This is a genomic window from Segatella copri (assembly GCF_003465495.1).
Lineage (GTDB): Bacteria > Bacteroidota > Bacteroidia > Bacteroidales > Bacteroidaceae > Prevotella > Prevotella copri_G.
The window spans coordinates 109,004-127,386 of the sequence record NZ_QSAV01000003.1 but is presented as its reverse complement, the minus strand read 5'-3'; the positions used below and the strand labels follow the sequence as shown (position 1 = coordinate 127,386).

General features: G+C 48.2%; 10 protein-coding genes. 4 read left to right on the top strand and 6 right to left on the bottom strand.

Annotated elements, in window-relative coordinates; genetic code table 11:
* The first annotated feature begins 10 nt into the window (after positions 1-10).
* Entirely contained in the window at positions 11-1,537 is a 1,527-nt protein-coding gene (locus DWV53_RS01655; RefSeq protein WP_118151214.1) for a peptide MFS transporter, read from the top strand.
* A gap of 62 nt (positions 1,538-1,599) precedes the next feature.
* On the opposite strand, the gene DWV53_RS01650 is transcribed toward DWV53_RS01655, so the two are convergent.
* Together DWV53_RS01650 and DWV53_RS01645 are read right to left on the bottom strand one after the other, a co-directional pair.
* Entirely contained in the window at positions 1,600-3,762 is a 2,163-nt protein-coding gene (locus DWV53_RS01650) for a S9 family peptidase (RefSeq protein WP_118151213.1), read from the bottom strand.
* A gap of 53 nt (positions 3,763-3,815) precedes the next feature.
* Positions 3,816-5,099, bottom strand: coding sequence for an O-acetylhomoserine aminocarboxypropyltransferase/cysteine synthase family protein (locus DWV53_RS01645; protein ID WP_118151211.1), 1,284 nt, complete (start codon positions 5,097-5,099; stop codon positions 3,816-3,818).
* A 198-nt stretch (positions 5,100-5,297) separates the two neighbouring features.
* On the opposite strand from DWV53_RS01645, the gene DWV53_RS01640 reads away from it, so the two are divergent.
* On the top strand, positions 5,298-6,761 hold the full coding sequence (locus tag DWV53_RS01640) for a DUF1846 domain-containing protein (RefSeq protein WP_118062948.1): 1,464 nt from the start codon (positions 5,298-5,300) through the stop codon (positions 6,759-6,761).
* 139 nt (positions 6,762-6,900) lie between these two features.
* Here the strand turns inward: DWV53_RS01640 and yidC are convergent, their stop codons facing one another.
* Positions 6,901-8,838, bottom strand: coding sequence for a membrane protein insertase YidC (gene yidC, locus DWV53_RS01635; protein WP_118151209.1), 1,938 nt, complete (start codon positions 8,836-8,838; stop codon positions 6,901-6,903).
* A 55-nt stretch (positions 8,839-8,893) separates the two neighbouring features.
* Positions 8,894-10,498: a CTP synthase gene (locus DWV53_RS01630; RefSeq protein ID WP_117692618.1), complete on the bottom strand. Its 1,605-nt coding sequence runs from the start codon at positions 10,496-10,498 to the stop codon at positions 8,894-8,896.
* Between the two features lie 138 nt (positions 10,499-10,636).
* On the opposite strand from DWV53_RS01630, the gene DWV53_RS01625 reads away from it, so the two are divergent.
* Complete coding sequence (locus tag DWV53_RS01625; protein WP_118151207.1) at positions 10,637-11,920, top strand: DUF3078 domain-containing protein; 1,284 nt, start codon at positions 10,637-10,639, stop codon at positions 11,918-11,920.
* 69 nt (positions 11,921-11,989) lie between these two features.
* On the opposite strand, the gene DWV53_RS01620 is transcribed toward DWV53_RS01625, so the two are convergent.
* A complete protein-coding gene (locus DWV53_RS01620; RefSeq protein WP_118151205.1) occupies positions 11,990-13,207 on the bottom strand; it encodes a porin in 1,218 nt (405 codons plus the stop codon).
* Positions 13,208-13,232: 25 nt separating this feature from the next.
* On the bottom strand, positions 13,233-14,684 hold the full coding sequence (gene rlmD, locus DWV53_RS01615) for a 23S rRNA (uracil(1939)-C(5))-methyltransferase RlmD (protein ID WP_118151203.1): 1,452 nt from the start codon (positions 14,682-14,684) through the stop codon (positions 13,233-13,235).
* Between the two features lie 835 nt (positions 14,685-15,519).
* Here rlmD and ppdK point away from each other — a divergent pair.
* Entirely contained in the window at positions 15,520-18,240 is a 2,721-nt protein-coding gene (gene ppdK, locus DWV53_RS01610) for a pyruvate, phosphate dikinase (RefSeq protein ID WP_118151201.1), read from the top strand.
* Positions 18,241-18,383: the final 143 nt, after the last annotated feature.

The window sequence follows — 18,383 nt, the reverse complement described above, 5'->3', positions numbered from 1 at the left end:
ACAAAAAATTATGTTTGAGAATCAACCAAAAGGTCTGTGGGCCTTAGCTTTGGCAAACACGGGTGAGCGTTTCGGCTATTACACCATGCTTGCTGTGTTCTTGCTTTATTTGCAGGCCAACTTCGGTTTTGAAACCGGATTGGCAAGTACTATTTACTCTACATTCCTGATGATGGTTTATTTCCTTCCTATCATCGGTGGTATCGCAGCCGACAAGTTTGGCTTTGGACGTATGGTTACCACAGGTATCTTCATCATGTTCATTGGCTATCTTGTTCTCTCACTTCCTCTTGGCAAGGAAACTGTTGCCGTTGCTGCCATGGGTATTTCACTTATTCTCATCGCTTTGGGAACCGGTCTGTTCAAGGGTAATCTGCAGGTGATGGTAGGCCGTCTCTATGATGAGCCACAGTATGCCAGCAAACGTGATTCCGGTTTCTCACTCTTCTATATGGCTATCAACATCGGTGCTATGTTTGCTCCTACTGCTGCCATCAAGATTATGAAGTGGGCGCAGGAGAGCCTGAGTGTGTCGGTGGAAGATTCATACCACTTTGCATTCGCCGTGGCATGTGCTTCGCTTATTGTTAGTATCGCTATCTACTATGCCTTCAGCTTTACATACAAGCATGTTCTTGCTTCTGAGACCAAGAGTAAGGATGATAAGACTTCTGCCAAGGAGACAAACGAACTTTCTAAGGCTGAGACCAAGGAGCGCATCATCTGCCTCTGTCTCGTATTCGCTGTGGTTATCTTCTTCTGGATGGCTTTCCATCAGAACGGTAATACATTGACACTCTTTGCCCGCGATTATACACAGAAGACTTCAGAGGGTCTGCAGTCAATGGCGTTCGATGTTACCAACCTCGTAGCCTGCATCTTCGTGGTTTACGGTTGTTTCGGTCTGGCACAGAGCAAGACCGGCAAGGGTAAGGGTATCTCTCTTGGTGTTATTGTTGCTGCCATCGCTTTCCTCTTCTACAAGTACAGCAACCTTGAAGGTGCCGTAGATGTTGAGGCTCCTATCTTCCAGCAGTTCAACCCATGTTATGTAGTGGCATTGACACCAGTGAGCGTTGCTTTGTTCTCATGGCTCCACAAGATTGGCAAGGAGCCTACATCGCCAGAGAAGATTGGTTTGGGTATGCTCGTTGCTGCTCTCGGTTTTGTATGGATGGCTGTAGGTTCTATGGGTTTGGAGCTTCCTTTGACACAGGGCGATCCTGCTACAGAGGGTACACGTGTAAGTGCTAACCTCCTCATCTCTACATACCTCATCCTTACATTCGCAGAGCTTCTGCTTTCTCCAATTGGTATTTCATTTGTATCGAAGGTAGCTCCTCCAAAGTATGCTGGTTTGATGATGGGTCTCTGGTTCGGTGCAACAGCCATCGGTAACCAGTTGGTTATGATTCCTGGCATCATGTGGGGTCAGAACTTCAACCTCATTGCCATCTGGGGTGTTCTCGCAGGTATCTGTTTGGTTTCAGCTCTCTTCATCTTCTCTATCATCAAGAAGTTGAATCGCGTAAGCTAAATCTTAGAATTATAATATATAAAAAAGGCTTGCTTCATTACGGAGCAAGCCTTTTTTATATGTTATTTCTTCAACCACTTGTCTAACCAGCCGAAGAAAGTGCGCTGCCAGAGCACGCCGTTCTGTGGCTTCAATACCCAGTGGTTCTCATCAGGATAGATGAGGAGTTCGGCTGGGATGCCACGCATGCGGGCTGCATTGAAGGCGCCCATGCCCTGGTTGGCATTGATACGGTAATCCTTTTCGCCGTGGATGCAGAGGATTGGAGTATCCCACTTGTCTACAAACTTATGAGGACTGTTCTCGTAAGTCTTCTTGGCGTTGGCACTCTGGTCCTTGTTCCAGTAAGCATCCTCGTATTCCCAGTTAGAGAACCAAGCCTCCTCGGTATCGGTGTACATGCTCTCCAGGTTGAAAGCACCATCGTGAGAGAGGAATGCCTTGAAACGCTTGTTGTGATGACCGGCGAGGTAGTATACTGAGAAACCACCGAAGCTGGCACCTACACAACCCAAACGATCCTTGTCTACGTAAGGAAGATTGTTGGCAGCATCATCAATAGCTGAAAGATAATCGTTCATGCACTGGCCTGTCCAGTCGCCAGAAATCTCTTCGTTCCATGCGCTTCCGAAGCCAGGGAGACCGCGGCGGTTTGGCAATACGACAACATAGCCGTTGGCTGCCATGATCTGGATGTTCCAACGGTAGCTCCAGAACTGGCTTACCGGACTCTGAGGACCACCCTCGCAGAAGAGAAGGGTAGGGTACTTCTTGTTGGCATCGAAATTAGATGGCAACATGATCCATACCAGCATCTGCTTGCCGTCGGTAGTCTTTACCCAACGCTGCTCACACTTACCCATATTCAACTGGTTCAGAATATGGTCGTTCTCGCGGGTAATCTGCTCTACCTTGGTACTCTTGGCGTCCTTGCCTGGAGTTACGATGTAGATATCAGTAGGATGACTCATGCTAGCCTTGGTAGCAAGAAGCTTGTTGCCGTTGTTGGCAAGCGAGATGCTTCCGTAGTCAGCCCACTCGTTGGTAATCTGCTTTACTTCGCCCTTGAAGTTTGCCTGATAGAGGTTCAGGGTTCCGTGCCATACACCGATGAAGCTGAGGCTCTTGTTGTCCTTGTTCCATACGAAGCCCTCTACGCTAGAGTCGAACTTCTCTGATACATAGTTCTTCTTGCCGGTAGCGAGTTCATAAACACAGAGGCGGTTGCGGTCGCTCTCGTAGCCATCGCGGGCCATGCTCTGCCAAGCGATGTACTTTCCGTCAGCAGAGAACTGAGGGTTCACGTCGTAACCCGGATTGTTCTTCAGATTCTCAGGAGCGTTGACAGCCTGGTTCTTCATGCTCTTGGTAGCATCAATCTTAGGCTCTACATAGCCAGCCTCCTTGCAGAGGTTCTTTGTCTCGCGCGTACCTATATTATATAGATAGATATCAGAGTCGGTAGAGATGGCATACTGAACGCCCTCCTTCTTACGGCAGGTATAGGCGATGGTCTTGGAATCCGGACTCCATGCCAGCTGCTCGATGCCTCCGAATGGTGCCATAGGGCACTCGAATGGTTCATCCTTCAGGATGTCTTCGCCGGCATTGATGGTACCGTCTTCAGCCACATCAGCCACGAAAGGATGGAGAAGGCTCTCTACGTAGTGGTCCCAGTGGCGATAGTTCATATCAGTTACGAGACGGCCGGTAGCCAATGGAAGATCAGAAGGATTCTCCTTGATGGTTCCGTGGTAAGGGAGTTCCTTGATGAGGATTACCTTCTTGCCGTCAGGAGAGAAGCGGAAGCTCTGGATGCCCAACTTGTCGTTGGTGAGCTGCTTTCTGTCTGTACCGTTAGGGTTCATGCTCCAGAGCTGTCCGTCGCGGATGAAGGCAATCTTCTGTCCGCCCTGAATCCAGGCAGCATCTGTTTCGCTCTTTGCATCCGTGGTCAATGCCTTCTGGTTCTTGCCGTTGGCATCCATGATGAAGAGCATCTGATGGCCCTTGTTTTCCTTTACACTGTAGTAACCCACTTGGTACACCACCTGCTTGCCGTTAGGCGAAGCTTCGGCGCCACCGATACGTCCCATTGCCCAGAGAGCCTCAGGAGTCATCAGGTGGTTTTCTACCTTGATGTCATTTTTCTGAATCATAGTCTGTGCATCAGCAGCTGTGCCCATCGTGAGAGCCGCAGCAGCTAAAATCATAGCTTTAATCATGTTTCTATTTTTACTGTTATAATGTTGCTTTGTTGTTATGTATCCTATTTGTCTTAAATCTGATCCAAAGCCTGCTTGATATCATCGAGGATGTCTTCTACATCTTCGATACCTACAGAGAGGCGAATCAGATCTGGCGCAACACCTGCTTCCTTCAGCTGCTCTTCGCTGAGCTGGCGATGGGTGTGACTGGCTGGATGGAGCACACAGGTGCGGGCATCGGCTACATGGGTTACGATGTTGATCATGTCGAGAGAATCCATAAACTTGATGGCAGTCTCGCGATCTCCCTTCAATCCGAAGGCGATAACACCACAGGTGCCGTTTGGCATATATTTCTGGGCAAGCGCATGATACTCATCGCCCTCCAGACCGCTATAATGAACCCAAGCCACGCGCTCATCGTTCTGCAGGAACTCTGCTACCTTCTGTGCATTGGCACAATGCTGGCGCATACGGAGGTGGAGACTCTGAAGACCGAGGTTGAGGATGAACGAATTCATTGGGGCAGGGATGCTGCCGAGATCGCGCATCAGCTGAGCTACGAGTTTGGTGGTGTAACCCATCTTGCCGAAAGCCTTCACATAGGTCAGACCATGGTAGCTGTCATCCGGTGTGCAGAGACCTGGGAACTTATCAGCATGAGCCATCCAGTCGAAGTTGCCGCTGTCTACTACAATGCCACCTACCTGTGAAGCGGTACCATCCATATACTTGGTCGTACTGTGGGTAACGATGTCGGCACCCCATTCGAATGGGCGGCAGTTGATAGGCGTAGCGAAGGTGTTGTCAACGATGAGAGGCACCCCATTCTTGTGAGCAATGCGTGCAAACTTCTCGATGTCGAGTACTGCGCAGCCCGGGTTGCTGATGGTTTCGCCGAAAACAACCTTGGTGTTAGGGCGGAAAGCCTTCTGGATTTCTTCTTCGCTATCGTTCGGATTCACGAAAGTACACTCAATGCCGAGCTTCTTCAGGGTTACGCCGAAGAGATTGAAGGTACCACCATAAATCTCATTAGATGTAACGATATGGTCGCCCGCTTCGCAGATGTTGAACACAGCATAGAAGTTGGCAGCCTGACCGCTGCTGGTTAATACGGCTCCCACGCCACCTTCGAGTTCGGCAATCTTCTTAGCCACAACATCGTTGGTAGGGTTCTGGAGACGGCTATAGAAGTAGCCTTCCTTCTTCAGGTCGAAGAGCATAGCCATCTCCTCAGAGTTGTCATACTTGAAAGTAGTGCTTTGATAAATTGGCACTTCAATCGGTTCGCCGTTCTTTGGCTCATAGCCTCCCTGCACGCAGATAGAGGCGGTACGTAAATTCTTTTTCATTTGTCGGTTATGTTTTCTTTTAAACTTCATGTTTTTGCGATATGACATGTTATGCTGCCCATTGCAAGATGCAAAGATACGGCAAATCCTTGAGAATTAAGAATAATTTGCGTAAAACATTGTTCTATAGCCAGTTTTTTTTGTACTTTTGCAGTCAAATTTGCAAAATAATAGCGATATAGTTTTATTTAAAGTAGTATGAAGATAGGTTTTGATAACGAGAAGTATCTGAAGATTCAGTCAGAACACATCAAGGAGAGAATCTCACAGTTTGACGGAAAGCTTTACCTCGAATTGGGCGGTAAACTTTTTGACGATCATCATGCCAGCAGAGTTTTGCCGGGTTTCCAGCCTGACAGCAAACTGCGCATGTTCCAGAAAATCAGCGATAGCATCGAGATTGTTATCGTGATTAGTGCAGCCGATATAGAGAAGAACAAGAAGCGTGCCGACTTGGGCATTACTTACGATGAGGACGTGTTGCGCCTTCGTGGTGAGTTCCAAAACCGTGGTTTCATGGTGGGTTCTGTTGTCATCACTCATTATAATGGCCAGCCTGCCGCCATCGCCTTCAAACAGCGTCTGGAGCGCGAGGGCATCAAGACTTACTGCCATTATCTCATCGAGGGCTATCCTCATAACGTGAGTCTGATTGCCTCTGACGAGGGCTTCGGTCAGAACGATTATGTTGAAACAGAGCGTCCGCTGGTTATTGTTACTGCGCCGGGTCCTGGCAGCGGTAAGATGGCGGTTTGCCTGAGTCAGCTTTATAATGAGAACAAGCGTGGAGTGCGTGCCGGTTATGCCAAGTTTGAGACATTCCCTGTGTGGAATCTCCCATTGAAGCATCCTGTGAACATCGCATACGAGGCTGCTACTGCCGATCTGAACGATGTGAATATGATTGACCCGTTCCATCTGGAGGCTTACAACAAGATAGCCATCAACTATAACCGTGATGTAGAGATTTATCCTGTGCTCAATGCGCTGTTCGAGGGTATCTATGGTAGCAATCCATACAAGTCGCCTACGGATATGGGTGTAAACATGGTAGGTTTCTGTATCTCTGATGATGAGGCTTGCTGCGAGGCATCCAAGAATGAGATTGTCCGCCGTTACTATGCGGCTACCAACAAGATGGCGGCTGGTGCTTGCAATGAAGATGAGATCAATAAGATTCAGATGCTCTTCAATCAGGCTAAGATTACTACTGATTACCGCAAGGTGACGGTAGCTGCCAAGAATCATAAGAAGGAGACGGGTCATACCTCTTCTGCCATTGAGTTGGAGGATGGTACCATTATCTGCGGTCATAGCAGCGAGTTGCTGGGCTGTAGTGCCGCCTTGCTCCTGAATGTTACCAAGCAGTTGGCAGGCATCGACCATGAATTGAAGCTGATTCCTCAGTCGATGATTGAGCCTATCCAGCATACCAAGGTGAATTATCTCGGTGGTCACAATCCTCGTCTTCATACGGATGAGGTTTTGGTAGCTCTTTCTGTTCTTTCAGAGAATGATGAGAACTGCAAGAAGGCATTGGAGCAGTTGCCTAAGCTTCGCGGCTGTCAGGCTCATTGCACCGTGATGCTGAGTGATGTAGACCAGAAAATCTTCAAGAAGCTCGGTGTGGATATCACCTGCGAGCCGGTATTGAAGAAGTAAATTAGCTTAAAATAAAATACCCCCGAAAAGGTATAATTTATAATATCATTTAACAAATTATACCTTTTCGGGGACAAAAAAGCGTAATGAACACCTTTTCCGGGTAATTCATTACGCTTTCATTTTTATCTAGTAATCTTTATTTTCCGAGATTGTTCTTTTTCTCGTTCAGTTCTGCCTGCTTGCGCATCATCTCTTCCTGCTGCTTGCGCTGCATCTCCTGGAGAGCCTGCATTCTTGCCATCAGGCCGCTTGCCTTCTTAGGGTTGTTCTTGTTTTCCTGATAGCGCTTCTCAAGGATGGCGAGGAGTTTCTCGTCGTCGGTTGTCTTGCGCAGGGTCCACATGATTGCGGCACTGAAGAACAATGAGATGAAGTAGTAGAAGTTCAGACCGGCTGAGTAGTCATTGAACATGAAGAAGAACATCAATGGCATGAGATACATCATCCACTGCATCATCTTCATCTGCTCTGCCTGCTGACCTACCATCTGGTCGCGCTGCTGACGCATGGTCATCCAAGAGTACAACAGGTTGGCTACACAGAACAGGATACAGGTCAAACTCAAGTGGTCGCCAATCAGCCAGATGTTGGTGTTCCATTCGATGATTGGGTCGAAGGTGCTCAAGTCGTTCATCCACAGGAACTTCTCACCACGAAGCTGGATGGCATTAGGCACGAAGTTGAACATCGCAACCCAAACCGGCATCTGAATCAGCATAGGCAAGCAACCGGATAATGGGCTTACACCATACTTGGCATATTCCGCCATCATTGCCTGCTGCTTCTGCATCTGGTCCTCAGGCTTGTTATACTGAGCTGTAGCAGCTTCGAGTTTTGGTTTCAGCACGCGCATCTTGGCTGAACTCATGTAGCTCTTCTTCACCATAGGGTAGGTGATGAGCTTGAGGAGCAAGGTGATGAGAATCAATACGATACCCATTGGGAACACGTTGCTCAACCAGTCGAATACGTAGAGTGTGAAGAAACGGTTGATCCAGCGGATGATAGGCCATCCCAGGTATACGAGCTTCTGGAATTCCAAGTCCTTGCCGAAGGTACTTTCCTTCTCGGTATTCTTCAGAATCTGGAAGTCGTTAGGACCGAAGTAGAACTCAAACTCAGATGCCTTCTTACCGGTTGGGTCGAAAGCTGTCTTCATCTTAGCCTGGAACTGCTTCAGATAGCCCGAACCCTTCTCCTGAGGGATAGAGGTCATGAAAGCATCCTTCTCGAAGTTATCCTTTGCTACGATGATGGCAGAGAAGAACTGGTTCTTGAAAGATACCCAGTCGATGGTTTCTTCTATCTTCTCGTCAATCTTCTCGCTACCTTCGTTGAGGTGGTCGGTACCGCCTTCTGCATTATGGTAGGTGAGGGTAGTGTAACGGTTTTCGAACATGAAACCACGTTCCTGCTGGCGTGCCTTGTCGCTCCAGTCTACATCCATCTTATTATAATTAGGTGAGAACAGACCCGCCATGCCATTTGCCTGCAGGCTCATGTGCAGCATGTAGTCATTGCCCAATGTATAAGTCAGGGTGAGCGTCTTGCCTTCACCAGCCACAGCGGTCAGGGTGACAGACTTGTCGGTCACGTTGGATGGAGTGAAGTAGAGATCGCTGGTGATGATGTTGGCTTCTTTAGCCTCGAGCATGAACTTGAGGCTCTGGTCGTTACCGTCGAAGAGGGTTACGTCCTTGGCATCAGCCGAACCGTCTTTCACCTGCAGGTTGTGTCCCACATAGCCCTTGATGACAGCCTTCTCTACAGTAGCACCCTTGGTGTTGAGTGTTAATTCTACCTTCTCGTTTTTCAATACAATCTTCTTAGCCTGGCCTTTGAGTGCCGAATAGAAGAGGGCGGTTGAGTCTGCCTCAACCTTTGCTTTGGCATCAGCCTGGCGCTTAACAGCGGCAGCCTTGCTGGCCTTTTCCATCTCGGCATGTTTAGCCTTGGCGATGGAGTCCTGAACGAATGCCGTTCTCTGTTCTTCGGCAGATGGCTGGTTATACCAGCTAAAGCCAATCAGCACTACGGCAATCAGGAGGAAACCGATAATGTTGTTCTTGTTCATTTTTAAAATTTGAAATTAAAGGAGTAAAGGGGATCACTCCTTTAACTCCTAATATTTACTTTTTGTTTTCTATTGCTGTCTTTACGAAATCCATGAAAAGTGGATGTGGTTTCAGCACCGTACTCTGGTATTCAGGATGATACTGTGTACCTACGTACCACTTCATGCCTGGGATTTCTACGATTTCTACCAGGTCGCTCTCAGGGTTTCTGCCTACGCACATCATGCCGTTCTTCTCAAATTCCTGCTGGAACTCGTTATTGAACTCATAGCGGTGGCGATGGCGTTCCTGAATATGCTCCTTCTTGTAGATATTGAACACGCGTGAACCTTGTTTCAGCACACACTCGTAAGCGCCGAGACGCATGGTTCCACCCATGTTTGATATGTTCTTCTGCTCCTCCATGATGTCGATGACATTGTGTGGAGTCTTCTCGTTCATCTCGCGTGAGTTGGCATCCTTGTAGCCCAATACGTTGCGGGCAAACTCGATGACCATCATCTGCATACCCAGGCAGATGCCGAAGGTAGGGATATCGTGTGTGCGGGTATAGTGAGCGGCGATAATCTTGCCCTCGATGCCTCGCTGACCGAAGCCTGGGCAGATGACGATGCCGTCCTGTCCCTTCAGCTGTTCAGCCACGTTCTCTTCTGTGAGATATTCTGAGTTGATGAAGGTAATCTTCACCTTGTGGTCATTGTAGGTACCGGCATGCGAGAGACTCTCGCGGATACTCTTGTATGCATCCTGCAGGTCGTACTTGCCTACGAGACCGATGTTTACCACCTCTGTAGCCTTGTTTCTGCGGTCGAGGAATGTCTTCCAAGGCCCCAGCGCAGGTGTTTCGCCGATAGGCTCGCCCATCTTGCGGAGGATGGCGGTGTCGAGGCCCTGGTTCTGCATGTTTACAGGCACCTCGTAGATGCTAGGAAGGTCTTCGCTCTGAATCACGCAGTCCAGGTCTACGTTACAGAAGCTGGCTACCTTCTTCATGATTCCCTCTTCGAGATGTTTCTCGGTGCGGAGAATCAGGATATCTGGCTGAATACCTACGCTCTGCAGTTCCTTCACAGAGTGCTGGGTAGGCTTTGTCTTCAACTCGCCTGCTGCCTTCAGATAAGGCACATAGGTAAGGTGAACGTTGATGGCGTTCTTGCCCAGCTCCCATTTCAGCTGTCGGATAGCCTCCATGTAAGGGGCGCTCTCTATGTCGCCGATGGTTCCGCCAATCTCGGTAATCACGAAGTCATAGTGATACTTCTTGCCGAGCAACTTCACGTTGCGCTTGATCTCGTCGGTGATGTGAGGCACCACCTGGATGGTTTTGCCGAGATAATCGCCACGACGCTCCTTGTCGATGACTGCCTTGTAGATACGACCAGTGGTGAGAGAATTCGCTTTTGTAGTTTGAATGCCGGTGAATCGCTCGTAGTGTCCGAGGTCGAGGTCGGTCTCCATACCATCTACCGTTACGTAGCACTCACCATGCTCATACGGGTTCAGCGTACCCGGGTCGATGTTGATGTATGGGTCAAACTTTTGGATAGTAATGTTGTAACCTCTTGCTTGAAGAAGTTTACCGATGGATGAAGATATGATTCCTTTACCCAAAGAAGAAACCACACCACCAGTTACGAAGATGTACTTTGTTTCAGCCACGATATTTATAATTTAAATTAGAATAATTTGGCTGCAAAGTTACGACATTTTTGTGAAATGAGCAAAAATATTCCTAATAAAGGGCATAGATTTATGAATTATTTATTACCTTTGTGCCCAAATTTATAAAATTAAGGTATGAAAATAAAATTTGGATTACTCGTTCTTGCGTTCCTTTCGGCTCTGACGCCTGTTTCTGCCCAGCGCAAATTGAAGAAGGTGGAGCCCGGAGAGGCATCGAAGAACAGGTTGGCTGAAAGCTATGCAGACTCGCTCTTGATGTGCCGTCAGCGCATCGATTCCATGAAGATGGATTCAGGGGACAGCAGATATGCCCAACTCTTTACGCCGCTCACGTTCTATCATGGGCCGGCAGCCCGCATGTTGCGACTCAAGCCTCAGGATGGGGTGAAGGATTCGCTCGGAACGATGCTCGACCAGACGCTGATGGAGGTATATCTCACGCGTCCCGACCTGGTGCGCAATACTGAGTCTCATCTCAAGGAGGTGGGAGCACCGCTGGCTGCGCAGAGCAAACCGAAGAAGAATCATCCTGATATCGTAGAGCAGGTGGCTCCGAAGGCGATTGAGGTGGATGCGGCTCCGATGGATATCGTCATCACCCGTCCTAACTTCTGGACCATAGGTGGCGATTATTATCTGCAGTTCCTGCAAAACTATGTTTCTGACAACTGGTATAAGGGTGGTGAGAGCAATTATTCGGTGCTCGGAAGAGTGACGATGTTTGCCAACTACAATAACAAGCAGAAGATAAAATGGGATAATAAGGTGGAGATGCGCCTGGGTTATCAGACTTCGAAGGGTGATACGGTTCATACGCTGAAAACGAGCGACGATATGATCCGATACACCGGAAAACTCGGTCTGCAGGCTTCCAGGAAATGGTATTATACCATCCAGCTGATTGGCCAGACTCAGTTTACGCATGGTTACAAGAGTAATGACAAGACGGTTTATTCCGATTTCTTCTCGCCATTCAATCTGAACCTCTCTGTCGGTATGGATTATAATGTAGACTGGTTCAATCACCGCCTGAAGGGTAGTGCCCATCTGGCTCCTCTGGCTTTCAACTGGAAATATGTGGGCAGAGCGTCGCTGGCTACGCGCTACGGACTGGATGAGGGGAAGCATGGCATGACCGATTACGGTTCTGAGTGTACCTTCGACCTGTCGTGGCAGATAGCGGATAATATCAAGTGGAAGACCCGTCTCTGGGGATACACCACTTACAAGCGTGCAGAAATAGAGTGGGAAAACACCATCACCTTCCAGTTTAACCGCTATATTTCTACCAACATCTTCCTCTATCCGCGTTTTGACGATGGTGTGAAGCGCAAGGATGATGATAGCTATTGGCAGTTTAAGGAATTCATGTCAGTAGGATTCTCTTATTCATTCTAAGATAAGTAGTTGACAGTAAACACAATAAAGGCTCGTTCCAGTAGCAGGAGCGAGCCTTTGTTGTATCTGTTAGAATCTGAAGCAAACCTCGGCATCTGCCATGGAATAATTGTGCTTCGCGAGTGTCTTGTCGTTGATGAGCGCATACTCGGTAAGGATGCTGATTCGCTTGCCGATGTGGAAGTTCAAACCTGCCTCATACTGGGTTCTCTGCATGTTGCTCTTGCCGTTAGGCTGATACATGTCGTAACGCGCCTTCACGTCGATACGGCTGTTCTTTGGCAGCTGAGCCAATGGGGCGATAACCAATCCATATACACCCTGTGCCTTGTCGCCGATTTTTGCATTCAGATTGCAGTCCTTGGCGTTGGCATCGTTGTAATTGGTGATGCTCTTGGCAAAAGCCTTGCCGGTAGAGTGGATATACTCAGAACGTACGGTCCAACCATCTTTCTTGTATTCGAAAGAGAAGGCGTAGCGGTTCTGGTTCAGGCTGCGGGTACCGCTGAAAGTCTCTTTTACAGGTTTTCCATCCTTGTCAAGAACGGAATTTCCAGCAGCATCTTTTTCGTAGATGATGTTTCCCTGTTCATCATCGTTCCATGTTCCCTTTCTTGCATAAGAACCGGTCCATCCGAAGGCGCCGATGCGCATGCCGCTTACTGGCATTACCCATACACCACCAATCACATTCTTCTGCTGGTCAACGTCCTTGGTATTGGTGCCCTGTCCGTTGAACACACCAATCTGATAGTGCAGCAGGTTTCTGCCATTGGCATTCTTGAGGAAATCGCCCTGGAACTGAAGACCGATGTCACGGCCGTTGGATGCATGTTCTCCGGCACGGTCGCTGAAACCAGCCAGCTTGCTCACGTTCTGTGAATATCCCATGAAGCCCTGGTCGATAGGGTGCATCGGATTCTCAAAGGTGAACGGGTTCTTGAACTGACCGATCTTCACCTTGAAGTATTCATATTTCTGCCATTCAGCAAACAGATCCACCATTCTCGGACTGGAACCGAGAGTAGAGGTGTTGCCGTTGAACTGAATTTGAGTTTTCCAGTAGAAGTCGCCTGCTATGCGACCTTCGAGAGAGATACGCGCCATACGGATGTTGAATGAGTTGGATTCTGCATCTTTCTGTCCGCTGTACTGATATTGGGTCATTCCATACCCCGACAATTTCACGTTGCTCAACCATGATGGTATTTCGATGGTCTGCTTCTGTTGGGCGCTGGCTGAGACCGAAGCTGCAGCCATGAGCGCCATGATGATGGTTTTCTTCATCTTGTTTCTATTTTGATTTCTAGGTTTATCTCTTTTCGAGCAATACCACGTTCTCTACGTGAGGGGTATGAGGGAACATATCCACCGGCTGTACGGCAGCTACCTTATACTCCGCATCCATCAGCTGCAGGTCGCGAGCCTGGGTTGCCGGGTTGCAGCTTACGTATACGATGCGCTTTGGTGCTGCATTCAGGATGACGTTTATTACGTCTGGGTGCATTCCGGCACGTGGAGGGTCGGTAATGATGACATCAGGACGACCGTGCTGTGCGATGAAATCGTTGGTCAGGATATCCTTCATGTCGCCTGCATAGAAGAGGGTGTTCTCGATGTTGTTTACCTGAGAATTCACCTTGGCATCCTCTATGGCCTCTGGCACGTACTCGATACCGATTACCTTCTTTGCCTTGTGAGCCACGAAGTTGGCGATGGTTCCGGTTCCGGTATAGAGGTCGTAAACCAGCTCATCTCCGGTAAGGTTGGCAAACTCGCGAGCCACGCAGTAGAGGTGGTAAGCCTGCTCGGTATTGGTCTGGTAGAAACTCTTAGGTCCCACCTTGAACTTCAGGTCTTCCATCAGTTCGTAGATATGGTCGTTGCCCTTGAAGAGGCTGAGTTCCAGGTCGTTGATGGTATCGTTTCCCTTCTGGTTGTCCACGTACATGAGCGATGTAATCTGAGGGAACTTGTCAGCCACCTGCTGCATCAGCTCCAATGCTCTCTGCTCATCGCCCTCCTCATCGTAGTGGAACTGGAAGACGAGCATCCACTCTCCGGTGTTCGAATTACGGATCATCATGTTGCGGAGCAAACCGTTCTGCTCACGCAGGTCGTAGAAGGTATAGTTGTGAGAATCAGCATATTCGAATACGAAGTTGCGAATCTCGTTGCAGAGGTCATCCATCAGCCAGCACTTCTTGATAGGATAAATCTTGTCGAAGGCTCCGGTGATATGGAAACCGATGGCGTTCTGGGCGTGGCGCTCCTTGAGCGATGTTACGGTATCATCCTCTTTCTGAGGGAGCTGAGCCAGTTCCTCGGCGGTGAACCAACGCTTGTTGCTGCATCCGAACTCTATCTTGTTGCGGTACTCCTGGGTCTTCACGCTGCCCATGATAGGGCGGAACTCAGGGAGTTCAATCTTTCCGATGCGGGTGAGCTGGTCTTCCACCTGCTTCTGCTTCGCCTTTATCTGCTCTTCGTAAGGCAGGTTCTGCCATTTGCATCCGCCGCAGATGCCGAAGTGCTCGCACATAGGCTCCTGTCGCACCTCGCTCTTCTTGATGAAGCGAACCACCTTGGCTTCGCAATACTTATGTTTCTTCTTTACTACCTGCAAGTCGACAACATCTCCTGGCACACAGAAAGGTACGAAGATGACCTGTTCATCTACGCGTGTGATGCACTTACCCTCGGCTGCTACTGCCTCGATGGTGATGTTCTCTAACAGAGGTAATGGTTTACGTTTTCTTGCCATAATAATGTTTTGTATTTTTTTATGGGTGCAAAGATACTGCAATTTTATGAGAAATGCAAGAGTTGTCCCGAATTATTTGCGAGTAAAGTTAAAAAGGCGGTTAAAGGTCAAAAAGTAAAAAGATTGTGAGGCGATAACAAAAGTAACAGGTAATATTCGGTGGTTGTAAAGAGATGAAATGTGAATGTGAATGTGAATTTGAAATGTAAGTGAAGAAAACGGACTGTCATGTGTATCCTTTTGTCAAGGCTGTTTATTGATGATTTTTGATAGTATATATTTTAATTGTACGTACGCGCGTACCTTATTAAATATGAATTAAATGATATTAATGTCATTACATGCATTCTTTTTTCTTCACTTACATTTCAAATTCACATTCACATTCACATTTTTATATCAAAGGTCACCTGTTACTTTTGTTATCGCCTCACAATCCTTTTACCTTTAAAATCCTTTTTTACCTTTTTATCCTTTTACCTTTAAATTGCGTCCCGACACAGCCGTTGCTACATCGCGACGTGTCTGGCACTGCGTCGGGACGTAGCCATCGCTACGTCGTGACGCAGTTTCGGGCGCATCGGCAGGGAGGTAAAAAACATCAGAATGCAGGCTGCAATCCCGAGAGACTCACTTTCAAATTCGTCAAATATCTTTCTATCGTATACGGGATTGTTAATTTTCTGCCCGTGTGTGCGTCAACAGTATAAAATGTAATCTCGGGATAGCAAAAAAGCGTATAAAAGTTTGGTAGTATCAAATAAAAATCGTATCTTTGCATTACAAATAATAATTAGCAACGTAAAACGAAATAAAACATATACCTATAACAATTATGAACGAAAAAAGAGTTTATACATTCGGAAACGGAAAAGCAGAAGGCAATGCCCAAATGCGAGAAGTACTTGGTGGTAAAGGCGCGAACCTTGCCGAAATGAACCTGATTGGTGTACCAGTTCCTCCAGGTTTCACCATTACTACAGACACTTGTAATGAATATTATGAAGTGGGTGAGGAAAAAATCAAAGAACTTCTTCAGGACGAAGTGATGGCTGCAGTGGCTCATACTGAGGCATTGATGAACAGCAAGTTCGGTTCTGTAGAGAATCCACTCCTCGTATCAGTACGTTCGGGTGCACGCGCATCTATGCCTGGTATGATGGATACCATCCTCAACCTCGGTTTGAATGACGAAGTAGCTGAGGGATTGGTCAAGAAGACCGGTAACCCTCATTTCGTATACGATTCATATCGCCGTTTCGTACAGATGTACGGTGACGTCGTTATGGGATTGAAGCCTGTAAACAAGGAAGATATTGACCCATTCGAGGCCATCATCGAAAAGGTGAAGGAAGAGCAGGGCGTTACACTTGACAAGGACCTCTCTGTAGAGTCGCTCAAGAAACTCGTTGAACTCTTCAAGGCTGCCATCAAGGAGCAGACCGGTCAGGATTTCCCTACCAACCCAATCGATCAGCTTTGGGGCGCTATCTGCGCTGTGTTCCGTTCTTGGATGAACGAGCGCGCTATCCTCTACCGCAAGATGGAAGGTATTCCTGATGAGTGGGGTACTGCCGTATCTGTCATGGCGATGGTATTCGGTAACATGGGCGATACATCTGCTACAGGTGTTTGCTTCTCACGTGACGCTGGTAATGGTGAGAATCTCTTCAATGGTGAGTATCTTATCAATGCACAGGGTGAGGACGTGGTAGCTGGTATCCGTACTCCACAGCAGATTACAAAGATTGGTTCTCAGCGCTGGGCTGAGCGTGCAGGTATCTCTGAAGAGGAGCGTGTAGCTAAGTATCCTTCTATGGAAGAGGCTATGCCTGAACTCTATAAGGAACTCGACGCGCTGCAGGATAAGCTGGAGCACCACTATCACGATATGCAGGATATGGAGTTCACCGTACAGGAAGGCAAACTCTGGTTCCTCCAGACTCGTAATGGTAAGCGTACTGGTACTGCTATGGTGAAGATTGCCATGGATCTCCTCCACGAGGGTATGATTGATGAGAAGACTGCTATCCTGCGCTGTGAGCCTCAGAAACTTGATGAACTTTTGCATCCTGTATTCGATAAGCTGGCTCTCTCTAAGGCTAAGGTCATCACACAGGGTCTCCCTGCATCTCCAGGTGCTGCCTGCGGTCAGATAGTATTTCATGCAGACGATGCTCAGGAGTGGCATGAGGACGGCAAGAAGGTGATCATGGTTCGTATCGAAACATCTCCTGAAGACCTCGCTGGTATGTCAGCTGCCGAGGGTATCCTTACCGCTCGTGGTGGTATGACTTCTCACGCTGCCGTTGTGGCTCGTGGTATGGGTAAGTGCTGTGTATCAGGTGCTGGCTCTATCAACGTAGATTACAAGACTAAGACTGTAGAGATTGAGGGCGTAGTTTACAAGGAGGGTGATTACATCTCTCTGAACGGTACTACAGGTCAGGTTTACGCAGGACAGATTGAGACAAAGGCTGCAGAACTTTCAGGCGACTTCAAGGAGCTGATGGACCTCTGCGACAAATATACAAAGATGGAAATCCGTACCAATGCGGATACTCCACACGATGCTGAGGTAGCCCGTGCATTCGGTGCCAAGGGTATCGGTCTGACACGTACAGAGCACATGTTCTTCGATGATCAGAAGATTGTAGCTATGCGTGAGATGATTCTGGCAGCCTCTGTTGAGGGTCGTGAGAAGGCACTTGCCAAGCTCCTCCCATATCAGAAGGCTGACTTCTATGGAATTCTCAAGGCAATGGATGGCTGCCACGTGAACATCCGCTTGCTCGATCCACCTCTCCACGAGTTCGTACCTCACGATTTGGCTGGTCAGCAGACCATGGCTAAGGAGATGGGCGTAAGCGTAGAGGAAATCCAGAAGCGTGTAAACTCTCTGGCAGAGAACAACCCAATGCTCGGTCATCGTGGTTGCCGTCTCGGTATCACATTCCCAGAGATTACAGCCATGCAGACCCGTGCCATCCTCGGTGCAGCTTGCGAGTTGAAGAAGGAGGGTTACAACCCATGTCCTGAAATCATGGTTCCGCTCATCGGTACCGTTCAGGAGCTCAAGCAGCAGAAGGCTATCATCCTCGCTACTTCTAAGGAGGTATTCGCTGAGTACGGGGTAGAGGTAGAATTTGAGATTGGTACTATGATTGAGATTCCTCGTGCTGCCCTTACAGCAGGTCAGATTGCAGAAGAGGCTCAGTACTTCTCATTCGGTACCAACGACTTGACACAGATGACCTTCGGTTACTCTCGTGATGACATCGCTTCCTTCCTCCCTGCCTACATGGAGAAGAAGATCTTGAAGGTTGACCCATTCCAGGTTCTCGACCAGGAGGGTGTTGGTCAGCTCATCAAGATGGCTGTAGAGAATGGTCGTGCTACCCGTCCTAACCTCCGCACAGGTATCTGCGGTGAGCATGGTGGCGAGCCATCATCTGTTAAGTTCTGCGCTAAGGTTGGCATGAACTACGCATCTTGCTCTCCATTCCGCGTGCCTATCGCCAGACTTGCTGCGGCGCAGGCTGCTGTAGAGGAGTAAATCTCTTCTGAAAGAAGATTGTACGATTAATGATTAGATAATTAGAGGAAAGTGTTTCGTAATGAAGCGCTTTCCTCTTTTTCGTCTTTTTTAGGTTAAATTTCGAAAGAAAATGAGCAAATCATTTGCAAGTTACATTTATT

Bases quoted from the DNA above. Each gene is read 5' to 3' on its own strand.
- DWV53_RS01655 (WP_118151214.1), top strand. From the start codon at position 11: ATGTTTGAGAATCAACCAAAAGGTCTGTGGGCCTTAGCTTTGGCAAAC.
- DWV53_RS01650 (WP_118151213.1), bottom strand. From the start codon at position 3,762: ATGATTAAAGCTATGATTTTAGCTGCTGCGGCTCTCACGATGGGCACA.
- DWV53_RS01645 (WP_118151211.1), bottom strand. From the start codon at position 5,099: ATGAAAAAGAATTTACGTACCGCCTCTATCTGCGTGCAGGGAGGCTAT.
- DWV53_RS01640 (WP_118062948.1), top strand. From the start codon at position 5,298: ATGAAGATAGGTTTTGATAACGAGAAGTATCTGAAGATTCAGTCAGAA.
- yidC (WP_118151209.1), bottom strand. From the start codon at position 8,838: ATGAACAAGAACAACATTATCGGTTTCCTCCTGATTGCCGTAGTGCTG.
- DWV53_RS01625 (WP_118151207.1), top strand. From the start codon at position 10,637: ATGAAAATAAAATTTGGATTACTCGTTCTTGCGTTCCTTTCGGCTCTG.
- DWV53_RS01620 (WP_118151205.1), bottom strand. From the start codon at position 13,207: ATGAAGAAAACCATCATCATGGCGCTCATGGCTGCAGCTTCGGTCTCA.
- rlmD (WP_118151203.1), bottom strand. From the start codon at position 14,684: ATGGCAAGAAAACGTAAACCATTACCTCTGTTAGAGAACATCACCATC.
- ppdK (WP_118151201.1), top strand. From the start codon at position 15,520: ATGAACGAAAAAAGAGTTTATACATTCGGAAACGGAAAAGCAGAAGGC.